15 protein-coding genes are annotated in these 19,332 nt (G+C 43.7%); 7 read left to right on the top strand and 8 right to left on the bottom strand.

The window, feature by feature from the left end; genetic code table 11:
- The first annotated feature begins 557 nt into the window (after window positions 1-557).
- The 4 genes from dnaA (at window position 558) to gyrB (ending at window position 6,901) form a co-directional block, all read left to right on the top strand.
- Complete coding sequence (gene dnaA, locus ACXAH6_RS15900; RefSeq protein WP_474878393.1) at window positions 558-2,174, top strand: chromosomal replication initiator protein DnaA; 1,617 nt, start codon at window positions 558-560, stop codon at window positions 2,172-2,174.
- A gap of 36 nt (window positions 2,175-2,210) precedes the next feature.
- Window positions 2,211-3,314 (top strand): DNA polymerase III subunit beta, encoded by a 1,104-nt coding sequence (dnaN, locus tag ACXAH6_RS15895; protein ID WP_474878392.1) that lies wholly within the window; start codon window positions 2,211-2,213, stop codon window positions 3,312-3,314.
- Window positions 3,315-3,380: 66 nt separating this feature from the next.
- A complete protein-coding gene (gene recF / locus ACXAH6_RS15890; RefSeq protein WP_474878391.1) occupies window positions 3,381-4,472 on the top strand; it encodes a DNA replication/repair protein RecF in 1,092 nt (363 codons plus the stop codon).
- 8 nt (window positions 4,473-4,480) lie between these two features.
- Window positions 4,481-6,901, top strand: a complete 2,421-nt coding sequence (gene gyrB / locus ACXAH6_RS15885; RefSeq protein WP_474878389.1) for a DNA topoisomerase (ATP-hydrolyzing) subunit B — start codon at window positions 4,481-4,483, stop codon at window positions 6,899-6,901.
- A gap of 202 nt (window positions 6,902-7,103) precedes the next feature.
- On the opposite strand, the gene ACXAH6_RS15880 is transcribed toward gyrB, so the two are convergent.
- From ACXAH6_RS15880 to glyQ, 3 genes are all read right to left on the bottom strand, one after another.
- Window positions 7,104-7,541, bottom strand: coding sequence for an early set domain-containing protein (locus tag ACXAH6_RS15880; protein ID WP_474878387.1), 438 nt, complete (start codon window positions 7,539-7,541; stop codon window positions 7,104-7,106).
- Window positions 7,542-7,629: 88 nt separating this feature from the next.
- On the bottom strand, window positions 7,630-9,702 hold the full coding sequence (gene glyS / locus ACXAH6_RS15875; RefSeq protein ID WP_474878385.1) for a glycine--tRNA ligase subunit beta: 2,073 nt from the start codon (window positions 9,700-9,702) through the stop codon (window positions 7,630-7,632).
- A gap of 2 nt (window positions 9,703-9,704) precedes the next feature.
- Entirely contained in the window at window positions 9,705-10,610 is a 906-nt protein-coding gene (gene glyQ / locus ACXAH6_RS15870; RefSeq protein ID WP_474878383.1) for a glycine--tRNA ligase subunit alpha, read from the bottom strand.
- 138 nt (window positions 10,611-10,748) lie between these two features.
- Here glyQ and ACXAH6_RS15865 point away from each other — a divergent pair, with 138 nt between their 5' ends.
- Entirely contained in the window at window positions 10,749-11,327 is a 579-nt protein-coding gene (locus ACXAH6_RS15865; RefSeq protein WP_474878382.1) for a DNA-3-methyladenine glycosylase I, read from the top strand.
- Between the two features lie 4 nt (window positions 11,328-11,331).
- On the opposite strand, the gene ACXAH6_RS15860 is transcribed toward ACXAH6_RS15865, so the two are convergent.
- From ACXAH6_RS15860 to ACXAH6_RS15845, 4 genes are all read right to left on the bottom strand, one after another.
- Window positions 11,332-11,790 (bottom strand): DUF2489 domain-containing protein, encoded by a 459-nt coding sequence (locus ACXAH6_RS15860; RefSeq protein ID WP_474878380.1) that lies wholly within the window; start codon window positions 11,788-11,790, stop codon window positions 11,332-11,334.
- Between the two features lie 19 nt (window positions 11,791-11,809).
- Window positions 11,810-12,319 carry a Der GTPase-activating protein YihI gene (gene yihI, locus ACXAH6_RS15855; protein ID WP_474878379.1) on the bottom strand — a complete coding sequence of 170 codons (510 nt, stop codon included), beginning with the start codon at window positions 12,317-12,319 and terminating at the stop codon, window positions 11,810-11,812.
- Window positions 12,320-12,363: 44 nt separating this feature from the next.
- Complete coding sequence (locus ACXAH6_RS15850) at window positions 12,364-13,002, bottom strand: class I SAM-dependent methyltransferase (RefSeq protein ID WP_474878377.1); 639 nt, start codon at window positions 13,000-13,002, stop codon at window positions 12,364-12,366.
- A gap of 376 nt (window positions 13,003-13,378) precedes the next feature.
- Entirely contained in the window at window positions 13,379-14,002 is a 624-nt protein-coding gene (locus tag ACXAH6_RS15845; RefSeq protein ID WP_474878375.1) for a c-type cytochrome, read from the bottom strand.
- 175 nt (window positions 14,003-14,177) lie between these two features.
- Between ACXAH6_RS15845 and yihA the strand changes: the two genes are divergently transcribed.
- Window positions 14,178-14,795, top strand: a complete 618-nt coding sequence (gene yihA / locus ACXAH6_RS15840; protein ID WP_474878373.1) for a ribosome biogenesis GTP-binding protein YihA/YsxC — start codon at window positions 14,178-14,180, stop codon at window positions 14,793-14,795.
- Window positions 14,796-15,318: 523 nt separating this feature from the next.
- On the opposite strand, the gene polA is transcribed toward yihA, so the two are convergent.
- Entirely contained in the window at window positions 15,319-18,084 is a 2,766-nt protein-coding gene (gene polA / locus ACXAH6_RS15835) for a DNA polymerase I (RefSeq protein WP_474878371.1), read from the bottom strand.
- Between the two features lie 466 nt (window positions 18,085-18,550).
- Here polA and elbB point away from each other — a divergent pair, with 466 nt between their 5' ends.
- A complete protein-coding gene (gene elbB / locus ACXAH6_RS15830; protein ID WP_474878369.1) occupies window positions 18,551-19,201 on the top strand; it encodes an isoprenoid biosynthesis glyoxalase ElbB in 651 nt (216 codons plus the stop codon).
- Window positions 19,202-19,332: the final 131 nt, after the last annotated feature.

Here is a 19,332-nt window from a genome sequence, read left to right as displayed (position 1 = left end):
AGCTAACATTCAGTTTTACTGAGCGCAAACATCTCGCCTTTACAAAAGGACGCTGAATTCTAGAGATCTCGGGGCTTGCTGTCAACGTTTATAAAGGATTTGAGCGTTATTTTTCACCTTTTTTTACTAAAAATTGGCCGGTTTCTGCTAAATATTCATCAAGCTGTATGTGAATAAAGCAATTAATAAATATAAATTATCCACAGGAAGCGTGTAAAAAAGCTTGATTTTATCCAATAGATCAAGATCGTTTTGCGCATTGATCACGATCACTATGGAATGATCATGCCAATTTTTATTGATCCATAGTAAAGAAAAATATTTAAATTACATATAGATATAACTACATTGAATCAGATCTTTGATGATCTGGATTTACTTTCTTACTCAGAAATAAGATAATCCACAGCTTAGTTTTATTTATGTACCCACATCTTACATTATCTACTAGATCGCCACTTTTCATCATTGAAGGCGACGTGTAATCATTAAGATGACATCAATTTGTAAGCCAATAAATATAAGTGCTTAGCGCACAATCGGAGCAGCAGATAATCATGTCTTTATGGAATCAATGTCTTGAGCGTCTCAAGCAGGAATTGCCGACCCAGCAATTCAGTATGTGGATAAGACCGCTCACTTTTCAACAGGACGATGCTGCAGTTACGCTTTATGCACCAAATCGCTTTATTCTTGACTGGGTGCGAGATAAGTACAGAGACAAGATCAACCAGCTATTTATAGAGTTTGAAGGAGGGAATGCCCCTCAACTACGCCTAGAAGTAGCGTTACGCGCTCCTGTGCGAAGTAGTGCGCTGTCGGACAATCAATCTGCTGCGCCATCATCAAATACCAACTCTGCTTCTACGTCAGCACAACATGGCTCTAATAATAGCAGCGCATCTCTGGCAGCAACCCAAAATACGCCTTCTGCGCCACACCATGCGCCTGTTGCTGCACACAGTGCGCAATCTCAGCAAGCTGTTACACCCGTTGTGCAAAGTACGCCTGTAGAGCCTGTTAAAGTTAAGTTGTCTGAGTCTGCACCAGCGAGTACTGCCACGGCGACACAACATACCCCTGTTCACCAAAGTAGTCATGGGGGCTCAAACAGTAAGCCCAATGTTGTGCCTTTGCCTGAGGGGATGACGCACAAAAGTAACATTAACCCTAATTACAAGTTTGATAACTTTGTTGAGGGTAAATCAAACCAATTAGCTCGTGCCGCTGCGAGCCAGGTGGCGGATAACCCAGGTGGTTCATACAACCCGTTATTTATTTATGGTGGAACTGGTTTAGGTAAAACCCACTTATTGCATGCGGTGGGTAATGGCATTATGGCAAATCGTGAAAATGCACGAATTGTGTATATGCACTCAGAGCGATTTGTGCAGGATATGGTTAAAGCGTTGCAAAATAATGCGATTGAAGACTTTAAGCGTTTTTATCGTTCTGTTGACGCCTTGCTAATTGATGATATTCAATTCTTTGCTAATAAAGAGCATTCACAAGAAGAGTTCTTTCATACCTTTAACGCGTTGTTGGAAGGTAACCAACAAATCATCTTAACGTCAGACCGATACCCTAAAGAAATTGACGGTGTGGAAGACCGCTTGAAATCTCGATTTGGTTGGGGCCTTACCATTGCGATAGAGCCTCCTGAGCTGGAAACACGTGTTGCAATTTTGATGCGTAAAGCCGCGGAAAACCGAATTCATTTACCGAATGAAGTGGCGTTCTTTATTGCTAAGCGATTACGCTCGAATGTTCGTGAATTAGAAGGGGCATTAAACCGCGTTATTGCCAACGCTAACTTTACGGGCCGACCTATCACCATTGATTTTGTAAGAGAAGCGCTGCGCGATTTGCTAGCGCTGCAAGAAAAATTAGTTACGGTTGATAACATTCAAAAAACTGTTGCCGATTATTATAAAATCAAAGTTTCTGATATCCTCTCTAAACGAAGAAGTCGTAGTGTTGCTCGACCTCGACAAGTGGCTATGGCGTTAGCTAAAGAGTTAACAAACCACAGCTTGCCTGAATTAGGTAATTTGTTCGGTGGTCGCGACCATACAACTGTGTTGCATGCTTGTCGTAAAATAGAGCAGCTTAGAGAAGAAAGTCATGATATAAAAGAAGACTACAAGAACCTGATCAGAACCTTGTCTTCTTAAATAACGATGACGTAATCCGAGGCGGAAAGAGCACCGATGAAATTTACCATCAGTCGTGAGAAATTTTTACAACCACTTCAGCTCGTGTCGGGCGCAGTAGAACGCCGACACACATTACCAATCTTATCTAATGTACTGATTAAGGTCAGTGAGGGCGCACTTTGGCTTACCGGCACAGACTTAGAAGTTGAACTCATTGCCAGCATTAAGCTAGAAGATGAATTCGTAGAAGGCGAGATTACGGTTCCCGCTAAAAAGCTCTTCGATATTTGCCGTGGTATAAGCGACGGTACAGAAGTGCAATTTACAGTGGATGCGAATAAAGCCGTAATCAAAGCTGGTCGTGGTCGTTACAGTTTATCTACATTGTCAGCCAACGATTATCCTAATTTAGAAGATTGGGAAGGCGAGGTGGAGTTTGAAGTTTCAGGCGCTGATTTGAAACGCTTGATAGATAGCACTGCGTTTTCTATGGCACAGCAAGATGTGCGTTATTACTTAAATGGTATGTCGCTAGAGACCGAAGAAAACTTAGTGCGAACTGTTGCTACGGACGGCCACCGTTTAGCCCTGTGTCGCCTTGCTTACGAAGCAGGTACGTTACCCGCGAGACAAGTGATTATTCCTCGTAAGGGCGTATTGGAAATTTCTCGATTAATAGAAGATTCTGAGAAGTTGCTTAAAGTACAAATGGGTGCCAACCACATTCGTATATTCTCAACCGACTTTATTTTCACGAGTAAATTAGTTGATGGCCGATTCCCTGATTATCGCCGTGTATTGCCTAAAGACGGTGACAAAGTCATTATCGCGAAGAAAGATTTGTTAAAAGATGCGTTTTCACGCGCAGCGATACTGTCAAACGAAAAATTCCGTGGCGTTCGATTAAACTTAGATAATGCTGAATTGAAAATTACGGCGAATAACCCTGAGCAAGAAGAAGCTGAGGAAATCGTTGATGTTGAATATGAAGGCGATACTTTAGAAATCGGATTTAACGTGGCGTATTTGATCGACGTGTTAAACGGGATTGGCTCGAACAATGTTAAAATTAATCTTTCAGATGCTAACTCTAGTGCATTGATTGAAGACGCAGATGACGACGCCGCGCTTTACGTCATCATGCCGATGCGTCTCTAGTCATAATTTTCAGTAGGGTATTGTTAGCGTACAATACCCGCTGTTTAATTCTTAAGTTCTCTCTTTATGAAACTGGAAAAATTCCAGCTAACCAATTTTAGAAACTTCACATCTGCGTCGTTAACTCCATCGCCTGAGCTTTCAGTCATAACTGGAAGGAATGGCAGTGGTAAATCGTCTTTGATCGAAGCGATACATTATTTGGGGTTCGGGCGTTCCTTTCGGACATCTAAGCATCACTCTGTCATTAAACATGAGCAGGAAAAATTTAGTATTTTCGCTCAGTGTAATATTGATGAAAGTGAAACATCGACCAAAATTGGGTTAGAGCGGGGTAAGGGAGACAACTTCGTTTGTAGTATTAACGGCGAGCATTCTAATAGATTGTCTTCGTTAGTAAGCCAAGTACCAGTTCAATTGTTTACTCCACAAAGTACCGACTTAGTTATTGGTACTCCGGGTGAACGCCGACGGTTTTGTGATTGGGGATTGTTCCACGTGGAACATTCTTATCAGCAGCTGTCTAAACAGTACAGCAAATTACTTCATCATCGAAATGCGTTGCTTAAACAGCCTGATAAAACTAAACCTACAGATTTTGTTTATTGGGATCAGCAATTATGTTTGATTGGTGATAAAATAACTCACTTTCGCGAAAACTACATTAGCCAGTTAAAGCCAGTTTTCGAGTCAGTGTGCTCTCAATTTCTACCTGAGTTTTCGGTAGAGATCTCGTATTATAAAGGATGGGATAAAGACTCCACCTTTGAGCAAGCACTGATTAAAAAAGGTGAGTACGATAGAAAAATAGGGCACACCTCTGCAGGCCCTCATAAGGCAGATTTGCGTTTTAAAGTAAATGCACTTCAGGCACAAGAGATACTCTCCAGAGGGCAGTTACGAATGGCCGTAGCTGCGTTGCAGCTATCGCAAACTAAATTATTCCGTACATTGACACATCGACACAGTATTTTTTTGTTAGATGATGTCGGTGCAGAATTAGATATAGATAAACGAGAGCGGTTTATTGATGGGCTGCTAGAGGCTGAAGCACAAGTATTTGTAACAGCAATCGAAAAGTCTCAGCTTTCATTTATCGAAAAATACAAAGAGAAAAAGATGTTTCACGTGGAACATGGTCATGTGAACGAGGAGTAAGAACAAGTATGTCAGAGCAGAATAATTACGATTCTTCCAGCATCAAAGTATTAAAAGGCTTAGATGCAGTAAGAAAACGTCCAGGCATGTACATTGGTGATACAGACGATGGAACCGGCTTGCACCACATGGTTTTCGAGGTTGTCGATAACTCTATCGATGAGGCGCTTGCTGGGCATTGCTCCGAGATTACAATTAGCATCCACACCGATGGGTCGGTTTCTGTAACGGATGATGGTCGCGGTATTCCTACGGAATTACACCCTGAAGAAGGCGTGTCTGCGGCTGAAGTTATCATGACGGTACTTCACGCAGGCGGTAAGTTTGACGACAACTCTTATAAGGTGTCGGGTGGTCTTCACGGTGTAGGTGTATCAGTAGTAAACGCGCTATCAAAGAAGTTAAAACTACGTATACGTCGCGGCGGAAAAACCCATGAGCAAGAATACGTACATGGTGTACCGCAAGAGCCGTTGGCTGTGGTAGGCGAAACCGACAAAACAGGTACCAGTATCCGTTTTTGGCCTAGTGAAGATACCTTCTCTGATACCCTTTTCCATTATGAAATTTTGGCTAAGCGTTTACGTGAGTTGTCATTCCTGAACTCTGGCGTGTCCATCAAGTTGAAAGATGAACGCGATGGCAAGGAAGATCACTTCCACTATGAAGGTGGTATTCAAGCGTTTGTTGAATACCTTAACCGTGCAAAAACACCGGTTCACCAGAAGGTATTTCACTTCGACTTTGAGCGTGAAGATGGCATCTCAGTAGAAGTGGCAATGCAATGGAATGACTCATTCCAAGAAAACATTTTCTGCTTTACTAACAATATTCCTCAGCGTGACGGTGGTACTCACTTAGCCGGATTCCGTGGTGCACTTACCCGTACACTCAATAACTACATGGAAAGCGAGGGGCTAACCAAAAAGGCCAAAACCAACGCGAGTGGTGATGATGCTCGTGAAGGTTTGACTGCGGTTATTTCTGTTAAAGTGCCTGATCCTAAGTTCTCTTCTCAGACCAAAGATAAATTGGTTTCATCTGAAGTGCGCCCAGCTGTTGAATCTGCGATGAATGAAAAACTCGCGGAATTCCTGTTGGAAAACCCGCAAGACAGTAAAGTTATTGCAAGTAAGATCATTGATGCAGCGAGAGCGCGTGAGGCGGCTCGTAAAGCACGTGAAATGACACGTCGTAAAGGTGCGTTAGACTTAGCAGGTTTGCCTGGTAAATTGGCTGACTGCCAAGAAAAAGACCCGGCACACAGCGAACTTTATATAGTGGAGGGTGACTCAGCTGGCGGTTCAGCTAAGCAGGGTCGTAACCGTAAGAACCAAGCTATCTTGCCTCTGAAAGGTAAAATTCTAAACGTAGAAAAGGCGCGTTTTGATAAAATGCTGTCATCACAGGAAGTCGCGACGCTTATTACCGCTCTGGGCTGTGGTATTGGACGTGATGAATACAACCCAGATAAACTGCGTTATCACCGTATTATCATCATGACCGATGCGGACGTAGACGGCTCTCACATTCGTACATTGCTTCTGACTTTCTTCTATCGTCAGATGCCTGAAATTATCGAACGTGGATATGTATATATTGCTCAGCCTCCACTTTATAAAGTGAAAAAGGGCAAACAAGAGCAATATCTAAAAGATGATGAAGCGTTAACTGCTTACCTTACTTCTATCGCTCTTGATGGTGCTGAATTGTATCCTGAAGAAGATGCACCAGCGATTACCGGTGTTGCGCTAGAAAACTTAGTGAAGCAATACCAGTCTGTAGAGAAGATGATTGCCCGTATGCACCGTGTAATGCCAACTAGCCTTTGGTACAAGTTGTTATACACGGAAACACTACATACGAATGAACTTACTGATGAAGCTGCATTAAAAGGGTTTGCTGAAACCTTTACTAATGCACTTACAGAGCAAGAATCTGACGGTGCGACATATCGTTATGAAATTCGTCGTGATGAAGAGCGCAGTGAATTCTACATTACGATTATCATGCGTATGCACGGTATCGATTATGAATATTCAATGGGCAGAGACTTTATCGAGTCTGTGGAATATCAGCGTATTCGCGATTTGAACAATGCGATTAATGAAATGATGAGTAATACAGCATTCATTAAACGTGGTGAAAAGCGTGAGCCAATCGAGAGCTTTAAAGCTGCACTAGACTGGTTGATGCATGAAGCTAAACGTGGTCAATATATACAACGATACAAAGGATTGGGTGAAATGAACCCAGACCAACTATGGGAAACCACCATGGACCCAGAAAGTCGTCGTATGCTTCAGGTAACGATTGAAGATGCGATTGGTTGTGACCAATTGTTTACAACTTTGATGGGTGACCAAGTTGAACCACGTCGAGCGTTTATTGAAGCGAATGCACTAAAAGTAGAAAACCTCGACGTCTAGTCAGGGTTTGACGCAAAGCGTTAGTTATCAAAAGCCGCTAGGGGATTAATGCTCTTAGCGGCTTTTTTAATGCGAGCTAAATAGTCTTAGGGTGGAGTTGATAGATTAGTACGTCAGAGGAGCGAAAGTAGGAATGAATTACTATCTAACAAGCAAAAAAATAGCGCTGTAAAGCGCGCTATTGGATTGAATGCTCAAAGGCTTATAACTTGTTTATCTCAAGCCTCAACTCATCACTGCTAGCGTTAGAGAGGCTAAAACGATAGGTTCCTGTTTCAGACGGAGTGAATTGCAATGTGTCTGCATCTGCTCCACAAATCATAAAGCTCGCCTCTTTAGTCGAAACTGGCTGACCTTTATAACGAGCGCCGCAAGTTTGATCTGGTGTCCAATTTAAATCAGATACTTTGAAATCGTAAGGTTGACCATCTGCTATCAATTCAACATCCACAAACCATTCGCTATGACTTTGGGTAAATTGATAAGCGGGCTGCGCTTCCCACCAATTAAATACACCGCGTAAATACAACCCAGAAAAGTCGACATTTGAAGAGCTGAAACCAGGGATGTAAGGTAGTGGGTTGGAAGCACATGCAGATAAGCATGCGGTTAGAAATAACAGAGACAGTTTTTTTAGCACAATGAAATAAGCCTTAGCATTTTTACAAAAAGAGGCGAGAACAAAACGGGGAGTAACGGTTAGTTTCCCGTTTTGTTCTGCTGATTGATCAGGCTTTTGCTAACAAAGAAATATCAGCTGTGGTCAAGAAAAGCTGACGTAACATTAGAAGTAAAGCCAAGCGGTTGTTTCTCACCGCATGATCGTCTACCATTACCATTACACTATCAAAAAATGAATCAATAGTGCTACGTAAAGTCGCTAACTTAGACAGTACGTTAGCGTAATCCTTACTGGCAACTGCCGCTTCTACATCGGTTTTAACCGCAATCAGGCTATCGTAAAGCGCCTTTTCCGCGTCTTCGGTTAGCAATGCTGGGTTAATGGCTGCGTCGGCTTCCACGTTGTTTTTAGCTAATATATTCGCTACACGCTTGTTCGCTGCAGCAAGTGCCTCAGCTGCTTCGTTTTGCTTGAATGCATCAACTGCTTTAATTCGTGCCGCATAGTCTGCTGGCTGTGTTGGTCTACGCGCCGCCACAGCTTGAATCACGTCTGTATCGATAGACTGGTCTTGCATTAATGCCACAAATCGGCCAAGTACAAAGTCTACTACCTGCTGCTGCGTATCTTTGTTGGTTAGCTTGTCACCATAGATAGCAATGGCCTTTTCTACCAATGGCTCAATGTCGATATCGAGAGACAGCTCAACGATAATACGCAATACACCAATGGCTGCACGACGAAGTGCGAAGGGGTCTTTATCGCCTTTAGGCAATTGCCCAATACCAAAAATACCCACTAAGGTGTCAATTTTGTCGGCTAACGCTACCGCAGCACTTTCGTTAGACTGTGGCAGAGTATCACCAGCAAAACGCGGCAAATATTGCTCGTATAAAGCATTAGCAACGAGTGCAGGTTCGCCGTCATTAAGCGCATAGTATTTGCCCATTACGCCTTGTACATCAGGAAATTCCATTACCATATTTGTCATCAAATCTGTTTTTGATAACAAACCTGCTCGTGATGCAGCAGTAACATCGGCAGAAATCAGCTCTGCTACATAACCCGCTAATGCAGAAATGCGCGTAGATTTATCCGCCAAAGTACCTAGTTGCTTTTGGAATAACACCGTTTCTAACGACGCTAGACGACTTTCCAACGATGACTTTTTATCTGTATTGAAAAAGAATTCAGCGTCGGCGAGGCGAGGGCGAATAACTTTTTCGTTACCACTAATGACTTGAGTGGGGTCTTGGCTTTCTATATTGCTGACGAACAAAAAGGTATTGCTTAGCTCACCGTCTGCGTTCAAAAGAGGTACGTACTTCTGATCGTCTTTCATCGTATAAATAAGCGCTTCCTTAGGAACCGCAAGGAATGACTCATCAAAACCAGCTTGCAATACTACTGGCCATTCAACTAATGAAGCGATTTCTTCAAGCAAGTCGGTATCGTAGTCTGCAGTTAGCGATAATGACGCAGCAGTTGCTTGCAAATCGTTTGCAATTTTCGCTACACGGGCATCATAATCGGCTACCACATACTGGGCTTTTAGCGCAGACAGGTAGTTGTCTGCATGGTCTAATTCAAATGCGCCTTCGCTGTGAAAACGGTGACCAAGTACCTGACGACCTGAATCCAAGCCAAGCACGTTAATGTCTACTACATCGCTGCCATAAAGCGCACAAATGGTGTGAACTGGGCGGATAAATTGCGTAGTGTAATTACCCCAGCGCATCGGCTTTGGAATCGGTAATTTACTGATGGCCGTCTCAATGATTGATTGCAACAGCGCTTGGATAGGTTGTCCTGCCACTTCAGCACGATGTAACAACCATTCGCCTTTGTCGGTTTTCAAACGCTCGGCTTGCTCAACGGCAATGCCGTTACCTTTGGCCCAACCTTGGGCTGCACGCGTGGGGTTACCATCGGCGTCAAAAGCGGCTTGTACGGCTGGGCCACGTTTTTCTACCACTTTGTCTTCTTGGCAAGCTGCAAGTGCAGTAACGTATACTGCCAAACGGCGTGGTGCGGCAAACCATTGCACGTTATCAAAACCAAGCTCTGCTTGTTCAAGTGCGGTTTGCACGTTATCGGCAAAGCTCTGAGCCAGTTTTTTCAGGGCTTTCGGTGGTAACTCTTCGCTACCTAATTCTACTAATAAATTCTCTGTTTGCACGATTACTGCTCCTTCTTGCAAAGAGGGAAGCCCAACGCTTCACGCGCTTGGTAATAGCTTTCTGCACAGGCTTTTGCCAAAGTGCGAACTCGTAAAATGTAACGCTGACGTTCAGTTACTGAAATGGCGTGACGAGCATCGAGTAAGTTAAACGCGTGAGAAGCTTTCATCACTTGTTCATATGCAGGCAATGGTAAGTTCTTTTCGATCAATAACTGACTTGCCGCTTCACATTCGTCGAAGGTTTTGAATAGGGCTTCAACGTTGGCGTACTCAAAGTTATAGGTCGATTGTTCGATCTCGTTTTGTAAGAATACGTCGCCGTAAGTCACTGTACCCATTGGACCATCTGTCCAAACGAGGTCATAGATGCTGTCTACGCCTTGGATGTACATCGCCAAACGCTCTAAACCATAGGTGATTTCGCCAGTTACTGGCTTACATTCTAAACCACCGACTTGCTGGAAGTACGTGAACTGAGTGACTTCCATTCCATTGAGCCATACTTCCCAACCAAGACCCCACGCACCTAGCGTAGGTGATTCCCAGTTGTCTTCCACGAAACGAATATCGTGCACGAGTGGGTCGAACCCGAGCTCTTTTAGTGAGCCTAAATACAACTCTTGGATATTATCGGGTGACGGTTTAAGCATCACCTGAAACTGGTAGTAGTGTTGTAGACGGTTTGGGTTTTCACCATAACGACCATCAGTAGGGCGACGGCAAGGTTGCACGTAAGCACTGCTCATCGGCTCTGGGCCAAGTGAACGAAGGAAAGTCATTGGGTGGAACGTACCTGCGCCCACTTCCATATCTAAAGGCTGAATAATGACGCAGCCCTGTCTGGCCCAATAGTCCTGTAATGCCAGGATCAGGCCTTGAAACGTCTTACTATCGTATTTGTGCATACATCCGCTACTTTTAAGCTTACTGAGGACTGAAAAGTCGCTTAGTATACATTTTGTCAGCCTGTGAATGTAGGCCTTATACCGGAAAATAAGGGCATTTGTGGGAGAAATTTAAATGAATAAACAGGATCTACCCCCATGACGATTACACGTTGCGTCTGGGTCAGCAATGACGAGCAATATCAAACTTATCACGATAATGAGTGGGGCGTACCCGTTTATGACAGTCAGGCGCTATTTGCCAAGTTGTGTCTAGATGGTCAACAAGCGGGTTTGAGTTGGCTAACGATATTGAGAAAGCAGAAAAATTTTGAGCAGGCGTTTCATTATTTTGATCCAGAGCGAGTTGCAGCGATGAACGAAGATGACGTTGAAAGGCTAATGAACAACCCTGGAATCATTCGGAGTCGTGGGAAAATAAATGCCATTATTTCCAATGCGAAAGCGTACTTGCGTATCCAAGAAGACGTGCCATTTAGTGACTTTATTTGGCAATTTACCGATGGAAAAACGCTGATTAATCAATGGGAAAGAATCGAAGACGTACCTACCAGTACTGAGCAGTCGAAGGCTATGGCGAAAGCGTTAAAAAAAGCAGGGTTTAAGTTTGTCGGTGAGACAATTTGCTATGCCTTTATGCAGGCAGTGGGCATGGTAAACGACCATACCCTTGATTGCCATTGCTACGGCAAAACCAAAGCACTTGCAAGAAAGTAGTTTACTAGTGCTCGAGTTTGGCGTGTTGATAGATTTGTTGTAACGCGGGTAATTCGGTTAATACTTTACTCTCGTGCTGTGACTCAATTTCTTCTCTTGCTTTGTCTTGTTTACGTCTTTCTTGTTTCGATAACGCTTTACGAGCATCAAGTACTGCAAACCCGCTAACCGCTACAAATAACGCATGGATATGGGGAAAGCTTTCTCGATAGCTGGTCTCAGGCTGAGGCAACAATTGCAATAGTCGACAAATACGAATCGCACCTTCTGACAGGTCGCATTGTTGTTGTTCCATCGCTTTGGCTATGGTTTCAATACTTTCGGTAATGTTAGCCAAGCGCGCCTCTCTGGCTGCTTTTTGACGTTCATTTTGCTGTTTCAACATAAACAGCAATTTGCCTGCATAGACACCAAGTGCTGCAATTATGAGTAACGCAACACTGATTACTACTGTCCAGAGCATGATACAACCACCTGTTTAATTATCTAAAGTCATCGATTTTCATTGCATCGAGGCTATCGAACGGGTCGTCATCGTCTTCTTCCTCGTCGCTAATTCCCATTAAGTCGCACAGTACTTTGTGACGCGCCATCATGGTTTCTACGTATTGCTCTTGTTCTTTCGTTAGTTTTTGTTCACTGTCGAGTTTATCCAGCAACGCAACCAAACGCGCATCTGCTTCAATCGCGGCTAATTCTTCCGCCGGGGTAGCATATTTCTTTTGTTCAACCTTTTTCGTTACTGCTGCAGTGGCAACAAGTGAAATAGGCTTTTTGCTACCATGGCGAGGGTCTGATGACGCTTTACCGCGTTTCTCGCCTGAGGCCTTGGTCATTTCAACATTGTGGCGGCTGCCCGCAGGCTTACCTTTGGTCTTTTTAGGCGGAGAGGTATCGCCGCGAGAATGACTCGAACGATTTTTTTTAAAGTCAGGATCTTTTCTAACGCCAATTAGCCCAACTTTACGTGATTTCTTTCTTTTCTGTGACATAACTTTTTAAAACTCAATATTGAGAGAGCGACTATAACGCGAAACTAAGTTTGCTTCCGCATTATGACTATATCTGAACTGGGGAAGTGAATGTTCATTTTATCGCGACTTGCTAACCACTTAAACGTATATTCTGAGAAAAAGCTCACGTGGGTCGGATCATTTTTATAATGCCAGCTCGCAAAGCGCGTACTGTCTATCACACGCTTTGTCATAACGGCGAGTACACCGCCGGTTTTTAACAAAGATTGCCATGTTTCCCATTCCTGCTTAGGGCTGTGGAAATGTTCAATGGCTTCTGTTGAAACAATCACGTCGTACTGACCGTTGAAAACTTCCTGATTAGGGAAGTAAAAAGGATCAAAATAATGTGTTTCAAATCCTTTTTCTTTCATCAGCCCTACAAGTGCTGGAGTGGGTCCACAACCAAAATCGAGCAAACGCGGTGGTGAACTACCTTGTCGACTGGCAAATGCGTCGACAACATGAGGCACTATTTTCGATAGAAAGCCGATATATCCTGGATCGTTTTCATGGTTTTCGTGTAGGTCATATTCACGCTTTTCTGCCTGAGGTGAGGGCAAAGACGCAGGGTCGACAAACACCAACTGACATTGGTCACATTGCCAGTAATGACGTTTTTTATCAGTGTGAAAATCTGAAATCTGTGTGTGGTCACACAAGGGACATATCATAAAGCACGCTCAAGAAGATAAAACAAACGGTAGGCTATTAGCGCAAATAAAAAGGCGATGGTCAAAGACCATCGCCCTGTATACGAGTGTCAAATGACACCTCTCCCGTTAATGCACGTCTTTGTGCTTTGCTGGCTTCCTGCAGTGCTCCCCTTATTTTTCTTGCTTACAGAGCGACGTTATTGTTTTGGGTCTTCCTGACGCTTTATTGTTCGTCCTGTCTTTATTTTATTATTATTGTTTGACATTAATTTGAAAGAATTACGACAACACTTTCAAATTATTCAACTAGCATACACCATTCGTCTAATAATACAACAGCGCATGTAACAATAAATTAACATGTGGCTGAAATTATTAGGTTTTAATGTAGGCCTGCTAAGTAATTAGCTAAGATTTCGATGTCTTGGTCGGTTAATTTAGCGGCTATATCTCTCATCATGCCGTTCATGTCGTTTGCTCGCTGGCCTGAACGAAAAGCTTTTAATTGAGCAATAGTGTAATCGACATGTTGGCCGCTAATATCTGGGAAACCAGCTAGTTCGACACCATTACCGGCAGGGCCGTGACACGCGGTACATGCTGTAATACCGCGTTCTGCATCGCCACCGCGATACAGTGCTTGCCCGGGTGCTACCATATCTTCTGGGGTTGCACCGGGTGTGCCTTCTTGTGAGCTAAAATAAGCAGCTAAATCTGCGATATCTTGGTCGCTCAACGGGGCGGCCATGCCATTCATCACCGCGTTATTTCGACCTTCTTGTCCGCCTGTTTTTGAGGCGAGTTTAAACTCTTTAAGTTGCTTTTCGAGATAAACTGAATGTTGACCTGCAATTTTCGGATTGAGTGTAATAACACTGTTTCCGTCCATGCCATGGCAAGCTGCACAAACTGCTGATTTGGCTTTTCCTGCCTCAGGATCGCCTTCCGCATAAACTGATGCAGTTAAACCTAGGGTCAAACAAACTAACAAAGGCAGTTTTTTCATAATCAATCTCTGTAAAGGATTCAACGGCCAGCGCGATATACGTGGTATCATATTTATTGTACACATTTAATGCGCTAGAAAAACCTTTTCCATGCTAAAACTAAGGTTTTAGCGTAGCCCAAAATATTGACTTTAGACAAAGAAATGCCAAAAAAACGCATTTTCGAGATTTACCATGAGTTATTACAGCAAAGCTAAATTTTTAACCAGTGCACCAGACCTTCGTCATTTACAGAACGACGATGGTATTGAGGTGGCATTTGCCGGTCGTTCAAATGCTGGAAAGTCCAGTGCGTTGAATACCCTAACGCGCCAGAAAAACTTGGCCAGAACAAGTAAAACCCCTGGCCGTACCCAGTTAATTAATATGTTCGAGTTAGACGAGCAGCGTCGTCTAGTCGACTTACCAGGGTACGGCTACGCACAAGTGCCTATTGCGATGAAGAAAAAGTGGCAAGCGGCGCTAGGGGAGTACCTACAAAAGCGCAAGAGTTTACGTGGAATAGTGGTGTTGATGGATATACGCCACCCTTTTAAAGACTTAGACCAAGATCTGATCCACTGGGCTGTTGACGCGGGTTTGCCTGTACTTGCCTTGCTCACAAAGGCTGACAAATTGAAGTCTGGAAAACGCAAAGCGCAGTTGTTAATGGCAAGAGATGCTGCATTGGCCTTTATGGGTGATGTAACCGTTCATACGTTTTCTTCGTTGAACAAACAGGGTATTCCTGAGGTAGAAAGCATTCTAAACAAGTGGCTTGAAGTTGGCGTAAACAACGATAGTGCAGAGTAGTTGTCGTTAGAAAGAAAAAAGCCCCATTCATTCGAATGGGGCCGTAAGTAGGACTGAGAGAAAACACATAAAAACCGATTAAATAGAGTCTCACCAGAAGCAAAAGTTCATACTATTTCTAAAAAAAGTGAAATTAAATTCCTTAATTATTACTTTTTCCTTTCTTTTCAATAATTTATTCTTATGAAATTTTTCTGCTAAATCGCTGAGCATACAGGGCTTATAAGCGGTTAGCGGCCCTTTCATGTTTGAGTATTGCGCAATATCGAGCTGAGCCGATGTGAGAGGCTGCCAAATTGTCGGAATGAAAACGATTACCTTGACGGAATTTTAGGCATAAAAAAACCCCGACCAACCGGCCGGGGTTAAAGCAAAGGTTTGAAAACAGATTTCTCACCTCTGTACCCTACATGGTTAAGCTTACTGAATAAGGCACAAAAGGCAAGCAATATGTGTAATTTAATTACCAAAAATGCGAAAAAACAGCATGATTTTGGCAAATTGTTGTAATCAATTTACTAGATTAGTGCGCTTCATCCCAATTTTCACCCACGCCAGCCTCTACCAAAAGTGGTACAGATAAGCTAACGGCCTGCTCCATCAGTGAAACGATTTTGTTAGTATAGGCGTCAATCTTGTCTTGTTTTATTTCAAACACCAATTCATCGTGCACTTGCATCATCATGATCACGTCTTCGCTGGCTTCATCACGGATCCATGAGTCCACTGCAATCATTGCCTTTTTGATAATATCGGCTGCTGTACCTTGCATAGGGGCGTTAATCGCTGCTCGTTCAGCGCCTTTTCTTCGTGCTCCGTTACTGGCTTTAATATCGGGTAAATACAGGCGTCGACCGAACACAGTTTCAACGTAGCCTTTTTCTTTAGCGCTTTCACGGGTGTCGTCCATATATTGCAAAACACCAGGATAACGTTCGAAGTAAGTGTCCATATAGGCTTGCGCTTCTTGGCGTGATACGTTGAGTTGACGTGCCAGCCCGAATGCAGACATACCGTAAATCAGGCCAAAGTTGATGGCTTTAGCGCTACGACGCTGATTGTCTGTCACGTCTTCCACACTTACATTAAATACTTCAGCAGCGGTTGCTCTGTGAATGTCTTTACCTTCAGAGAAAGCGGTAAGTAGGCCTTCATCGCCAGACAAGTGAGCCATAATTCTAAGTTCAATTTGAGAGTAATCCGCAGCTACGATCTTAAATCCATCGCGAGGAACAAAAGCTTTACGTACTTTTCGGCCAGCTTCAGTACGAATGGGGATGTTCTGTAAGTTAGGATCGGTAGACGACAAACGCCCTGTCGCGGCCACTGCCTGATGATAAGAAGTATGTACCCGACCTGTGCGATGGTTGATCATCTTGGGTAATTTATCTGTGTACGTACTCTTCAGTTTTGTTAGCCCGCGATATTCCATGATCAACTTAGGTAACGGATAATCAAGGGCAAGCTCCTGAAGTACTTCTTCAGACGTTGAAGGTGCGCCCTTTGGTGTTTTCTTGATAATCGGCAATTCGAGCTTTTCAAACAAAATGGCTTGTAGTTGCTTTGTTGAGCCAAGATTAAAGGCTTCACCCGCCATATCGTGAACTTCTTGTTCTAGTTCGACAATGCGTTTAGCCAGATCCTGACTTTGCTGAGCTAACTGTTGGCTATCTATTAAAACACCGGTTTGTTCCATTCGAGAAAGGATACTGGCTAATGGGAGTTCGATATCTTTAAATACCGTTTCTAAGCCATCTTCGGCTTTGAGTTTTGGCCAAATAGCTTGATGCAAGCGCAGGGTAATATCAGCGTCTTCTGCCGCGTAGTGGGCGGCTTTTTCTAGTTCAATTTGATTAAATGTCAGCTGTTTAGCGCCTTTGCCCGCAATATCTTCGTAATGAACTGTGGCGTAGTTTAGATAAACTTGCGCCAGTGAATCCATATCATGTCGGGTGGCGGTACTGTTGAATACGTATGATTCAATCATTGTATCGTATGCAATGCCAGCTAGCGTAATGTCGTAATTAGCGAGTACATTTTTGTCGTATTTGAGATGCTGCCCAACCTTTTGTTTGGTGTTGTCTTCCAACCAAGGTTTCAGTTGTGACAATACCCATTCTCTCGATAGTTGTTCTGGCGCGTCGGGGTAATCATGGCCAACGGGTACATATGCTGCAACGCCTGGCTCGACTGCGAACGACAGTCCAACCAATTCTGCTTCCATGTAATTCAGGCTGGTTGTTTCTGTATCGAAAGCCACTAAAGAAGCTTGATTGATAATGTCTAGCCAACGGCTGAAAGCCGCTTCGTCTAATACTGTTTCATATTGCGTTTCGATTGTCTCGACAGCGTCGTCTTGAGAGGTAACGGATTCCGTCTCTTCACTAAGTGTTTGTTCTGGCGCTTGGTTCTTGCTGACCTCGTTAAACCAACGTTTGAACTCATACTCAGCATACAGGTTCTGTAATGCGCTGTTATCGGCTTCTGTGGGGACAAGTGTTTGCGGTGTAGACGCCAGCTCCACTTCAGTATGAATGGTCGCTAATTCGTAAGATAAGCGGGCTTGCTCTTCAAACTCTTGCATCTTTTTAGCCATGGTTTTGGAACCACGGAACGACAAACCGGCAATATCATCAAGGTTTTCGTAGATCGCAGAAATGCCACCAATACCATTGAGCAAGGCTTGCGCGCTCTTATCTCCTACGCCGGGCACACCGGGAATGTTATCGACTTTGTCACCTTTCAAGGCGAGAAAATCAATGATCAACTCAGGTGGAATGCCAAATTTCTCTTTAACACCTTCAACATCCATAATTTGGTTGTTCATGGTGTTGATCAGGGTTACGTGCTGATTGACAAGCTGTGCCATGTCTTTATCACCGGTACTGATCAACGTATCGATGCCTGCTTCACTGGCTTGGCGTGCTAGGGTACCGATCACGTCATCGGCTTCTACACCGCTTTCAACGATAATCGGTAGCCCCATAGCGCGAATGATGGCGTGCAATGGCTCTATTTGGCTTCTGAGCTCCTCTGGCATAGGAGGGCGGTTGGCTTTGTATTCTGGATAAATATCATCGCGAAAGGTTTTGCCTTTAGCATCAAAAACAACGGCCATATGCGTGGGTTGGTACTGATTGATCAAGCTTTTAAGCATGTTGATCACACCATAAATTGCGCCCGTGTCCTGACCTTTGGAGTTCGTCAGGGGCGGCATGCCGTGAAAGGCTCTAAACAAATAGGACGAACCGTCGACAAGGATAAATGGTGGCTTTTTAGTCTCAGACATAGGTGCGATTTTGGCTTTATAAGGATTAGGTAGAGAAGGATGCCACAGCCGCGTTTTGAACGCTACAAAGCAACTTGATCTGATTTACATACAGAGAAAAAAGATCATGGCATGTGAAAAAGATCACAAAAAGGATCAGTTTGTGGATAAGTCTGTGAGATCTGTGATCATGGTTGATCTTCGCGCAGCACCATGCCGATCACTTAATTTGACCAGAAGCTAGGAATATAAAGGAATCTAAACGCACAGAAATGACCGCTATCCTGTCTTGTTTTTTCCATCTTATTTTGTGGATAACTTACTTTGTAAGTGCTGGGTTGCTGAATTCAATTTCACCCAGTTGGCTAGTTAATGTAGCATACTCGTTAATAAATCCTAGTTGTCGCGCAATAAAATTTTGATTAATTATTCGACAGCGATAATCCAAAAAAGCATAAGCCAAATAAATCAGGGCCTGGAGGGCGAAATGAAGAAAGTTGCAGTGATTTTAAGTGGGTGTGGCGTGTTTGACGGCGCTGAGATTCACGAGGCCGTACTAACCTTGTTGAGCATTGAGCAAGAGGGCGGAGCCTACACTTGTTTTGCACCTGATATAGCGCAGCTACATGTGGTTAATCATTTAACCGGTGAAGTTGAAAGTGAAACTCGAAACGTATTGGTTGAATCGGCACGCATAGCGCGGGGTGAAATAAAGTCACTCACAGAGTGTAACGTTGATGAGTTTGATGTACTCATTTTGCCAGGCGGTTTTGGGGCGGCGAAAAACTTATGTAACTTTGCCATCAAAGGCCCTGAATGCGATGTAGACGCGTCTGTACTTGCTACCTGTAAAGCATTTGCGGAAGCAGGCAAACCCGCTGCATACGCTTGTATAGCGCCGGCATTAGCCGCAGCTGTTTACGGTAATGGCGTAAAACTGACTATTGGGAATGACAAAGACACTGCCGCAGGGGTCACTGCTTTGGGTGCATCACATGTTGAATGCTCGGTTGAAGACGTAGTGATAGATGAAGCCAACAAGCTTGTCACCACACCTGCATATATGCTTGCAGGTTCGATTTCTGAGGCTTTCACAGGCCTAAATAAAATGGTGAAGGCAGTCTTTGCACTGAAATAAGAAGCTTAATCACGATGAAGGGGGAATATTTCCCCTTTCGCTTTGTGGGTAAGCAACGCATAATGTAATTGGTTGAGCAATGTGTGTTGGAATATCACTATTCGACAGGACTTTGCTGCAAGCAACAATAA

The organism is Alteromonas sp. ABE4_545 (assembly GCF_056161325.1).
Note: the sequence above shows the minus strand (reverse complement) of the source record. Positions and strands in the feature narration are given on the sequence as shown.

Coding starts and splice junctions, on each gene's coding strand:
- dnaA (WP_474878393.1), top strand. CDS start 558: ATGTCTTTATGGAATCAATGTCTTGAGCGTCTCAAGCAGGAATTGCCG.
- dnaN (WP_474878392.1), top strand. CDS start 2,211: ATGAAATTTACCATCAGTCGTGAGAAATTTTTACAACCACTTCAGCTC.
- recF (WP_474878391.1), top strand. CDS start 3,381: ATGAAACTGGAAAAATTCCAGCTAACCAATTTTAGAAACTTCACATCT.
- gyrB (WP_474878389.1), top strand. CDS start 4,481: ATGTCAGAGCAGAATAATTACGATTCTTCCAGCATCAAAGTATTAAAA.
- glyQ (WP_474878383.1), bottom strand. CDS start 10,610: ATGCACAAATACGATAGTAAGACGTTTCAAGGCCTGATCCTGGCATTA.
- ACXAH6_RS15865 (WP_474878382.1), top strand. CDS start 10,749: ATGACGATTACACGTTGCGTCTGGGTCAGCAATGACGAGCAATATCAA.
- ACXAH6_RS15860 (WP_474878380.1), bottom strand. CDS start 11,790: ATGCTCTGGACAGTAGTAATCAGTGTTGCGTTACTCATAATTGCAGCA.
- yihI (WP_474878379.1), bottom strand. CDS start 12,319: ATGTCACAGAAAAGAAAGAAATCACGTAAAGTTGGGCTAATTGGCGTT.
- ACXAH6_RS15845 (WP_474878375.1), bottom strand. CDS start 14,002: ATGAAAAAACTGCCTTTGTTAGTTTGTTTGACCCTAGGTTTAACTGCA.
- yihA (WP_474878373.1), top strand. CDS start 14,178: ATGAGTTATTACAGCAAAGCTAAATTTTTAACCAGTGCACCAGACCTT.
- polA (WP_474878371.1), bottom strand. CDS start 18,084: ATGTCTGAGACTAAAAAGCCACCATTTATCCTTGTCGACGGTTCGTCC.
- elbB (WP_474878369.1), top strand. CDS start 18,551: ATGAAGAAAGTTGCAGTGATTTTAAGTGGGTGTGGCGTGTTTGACGGC.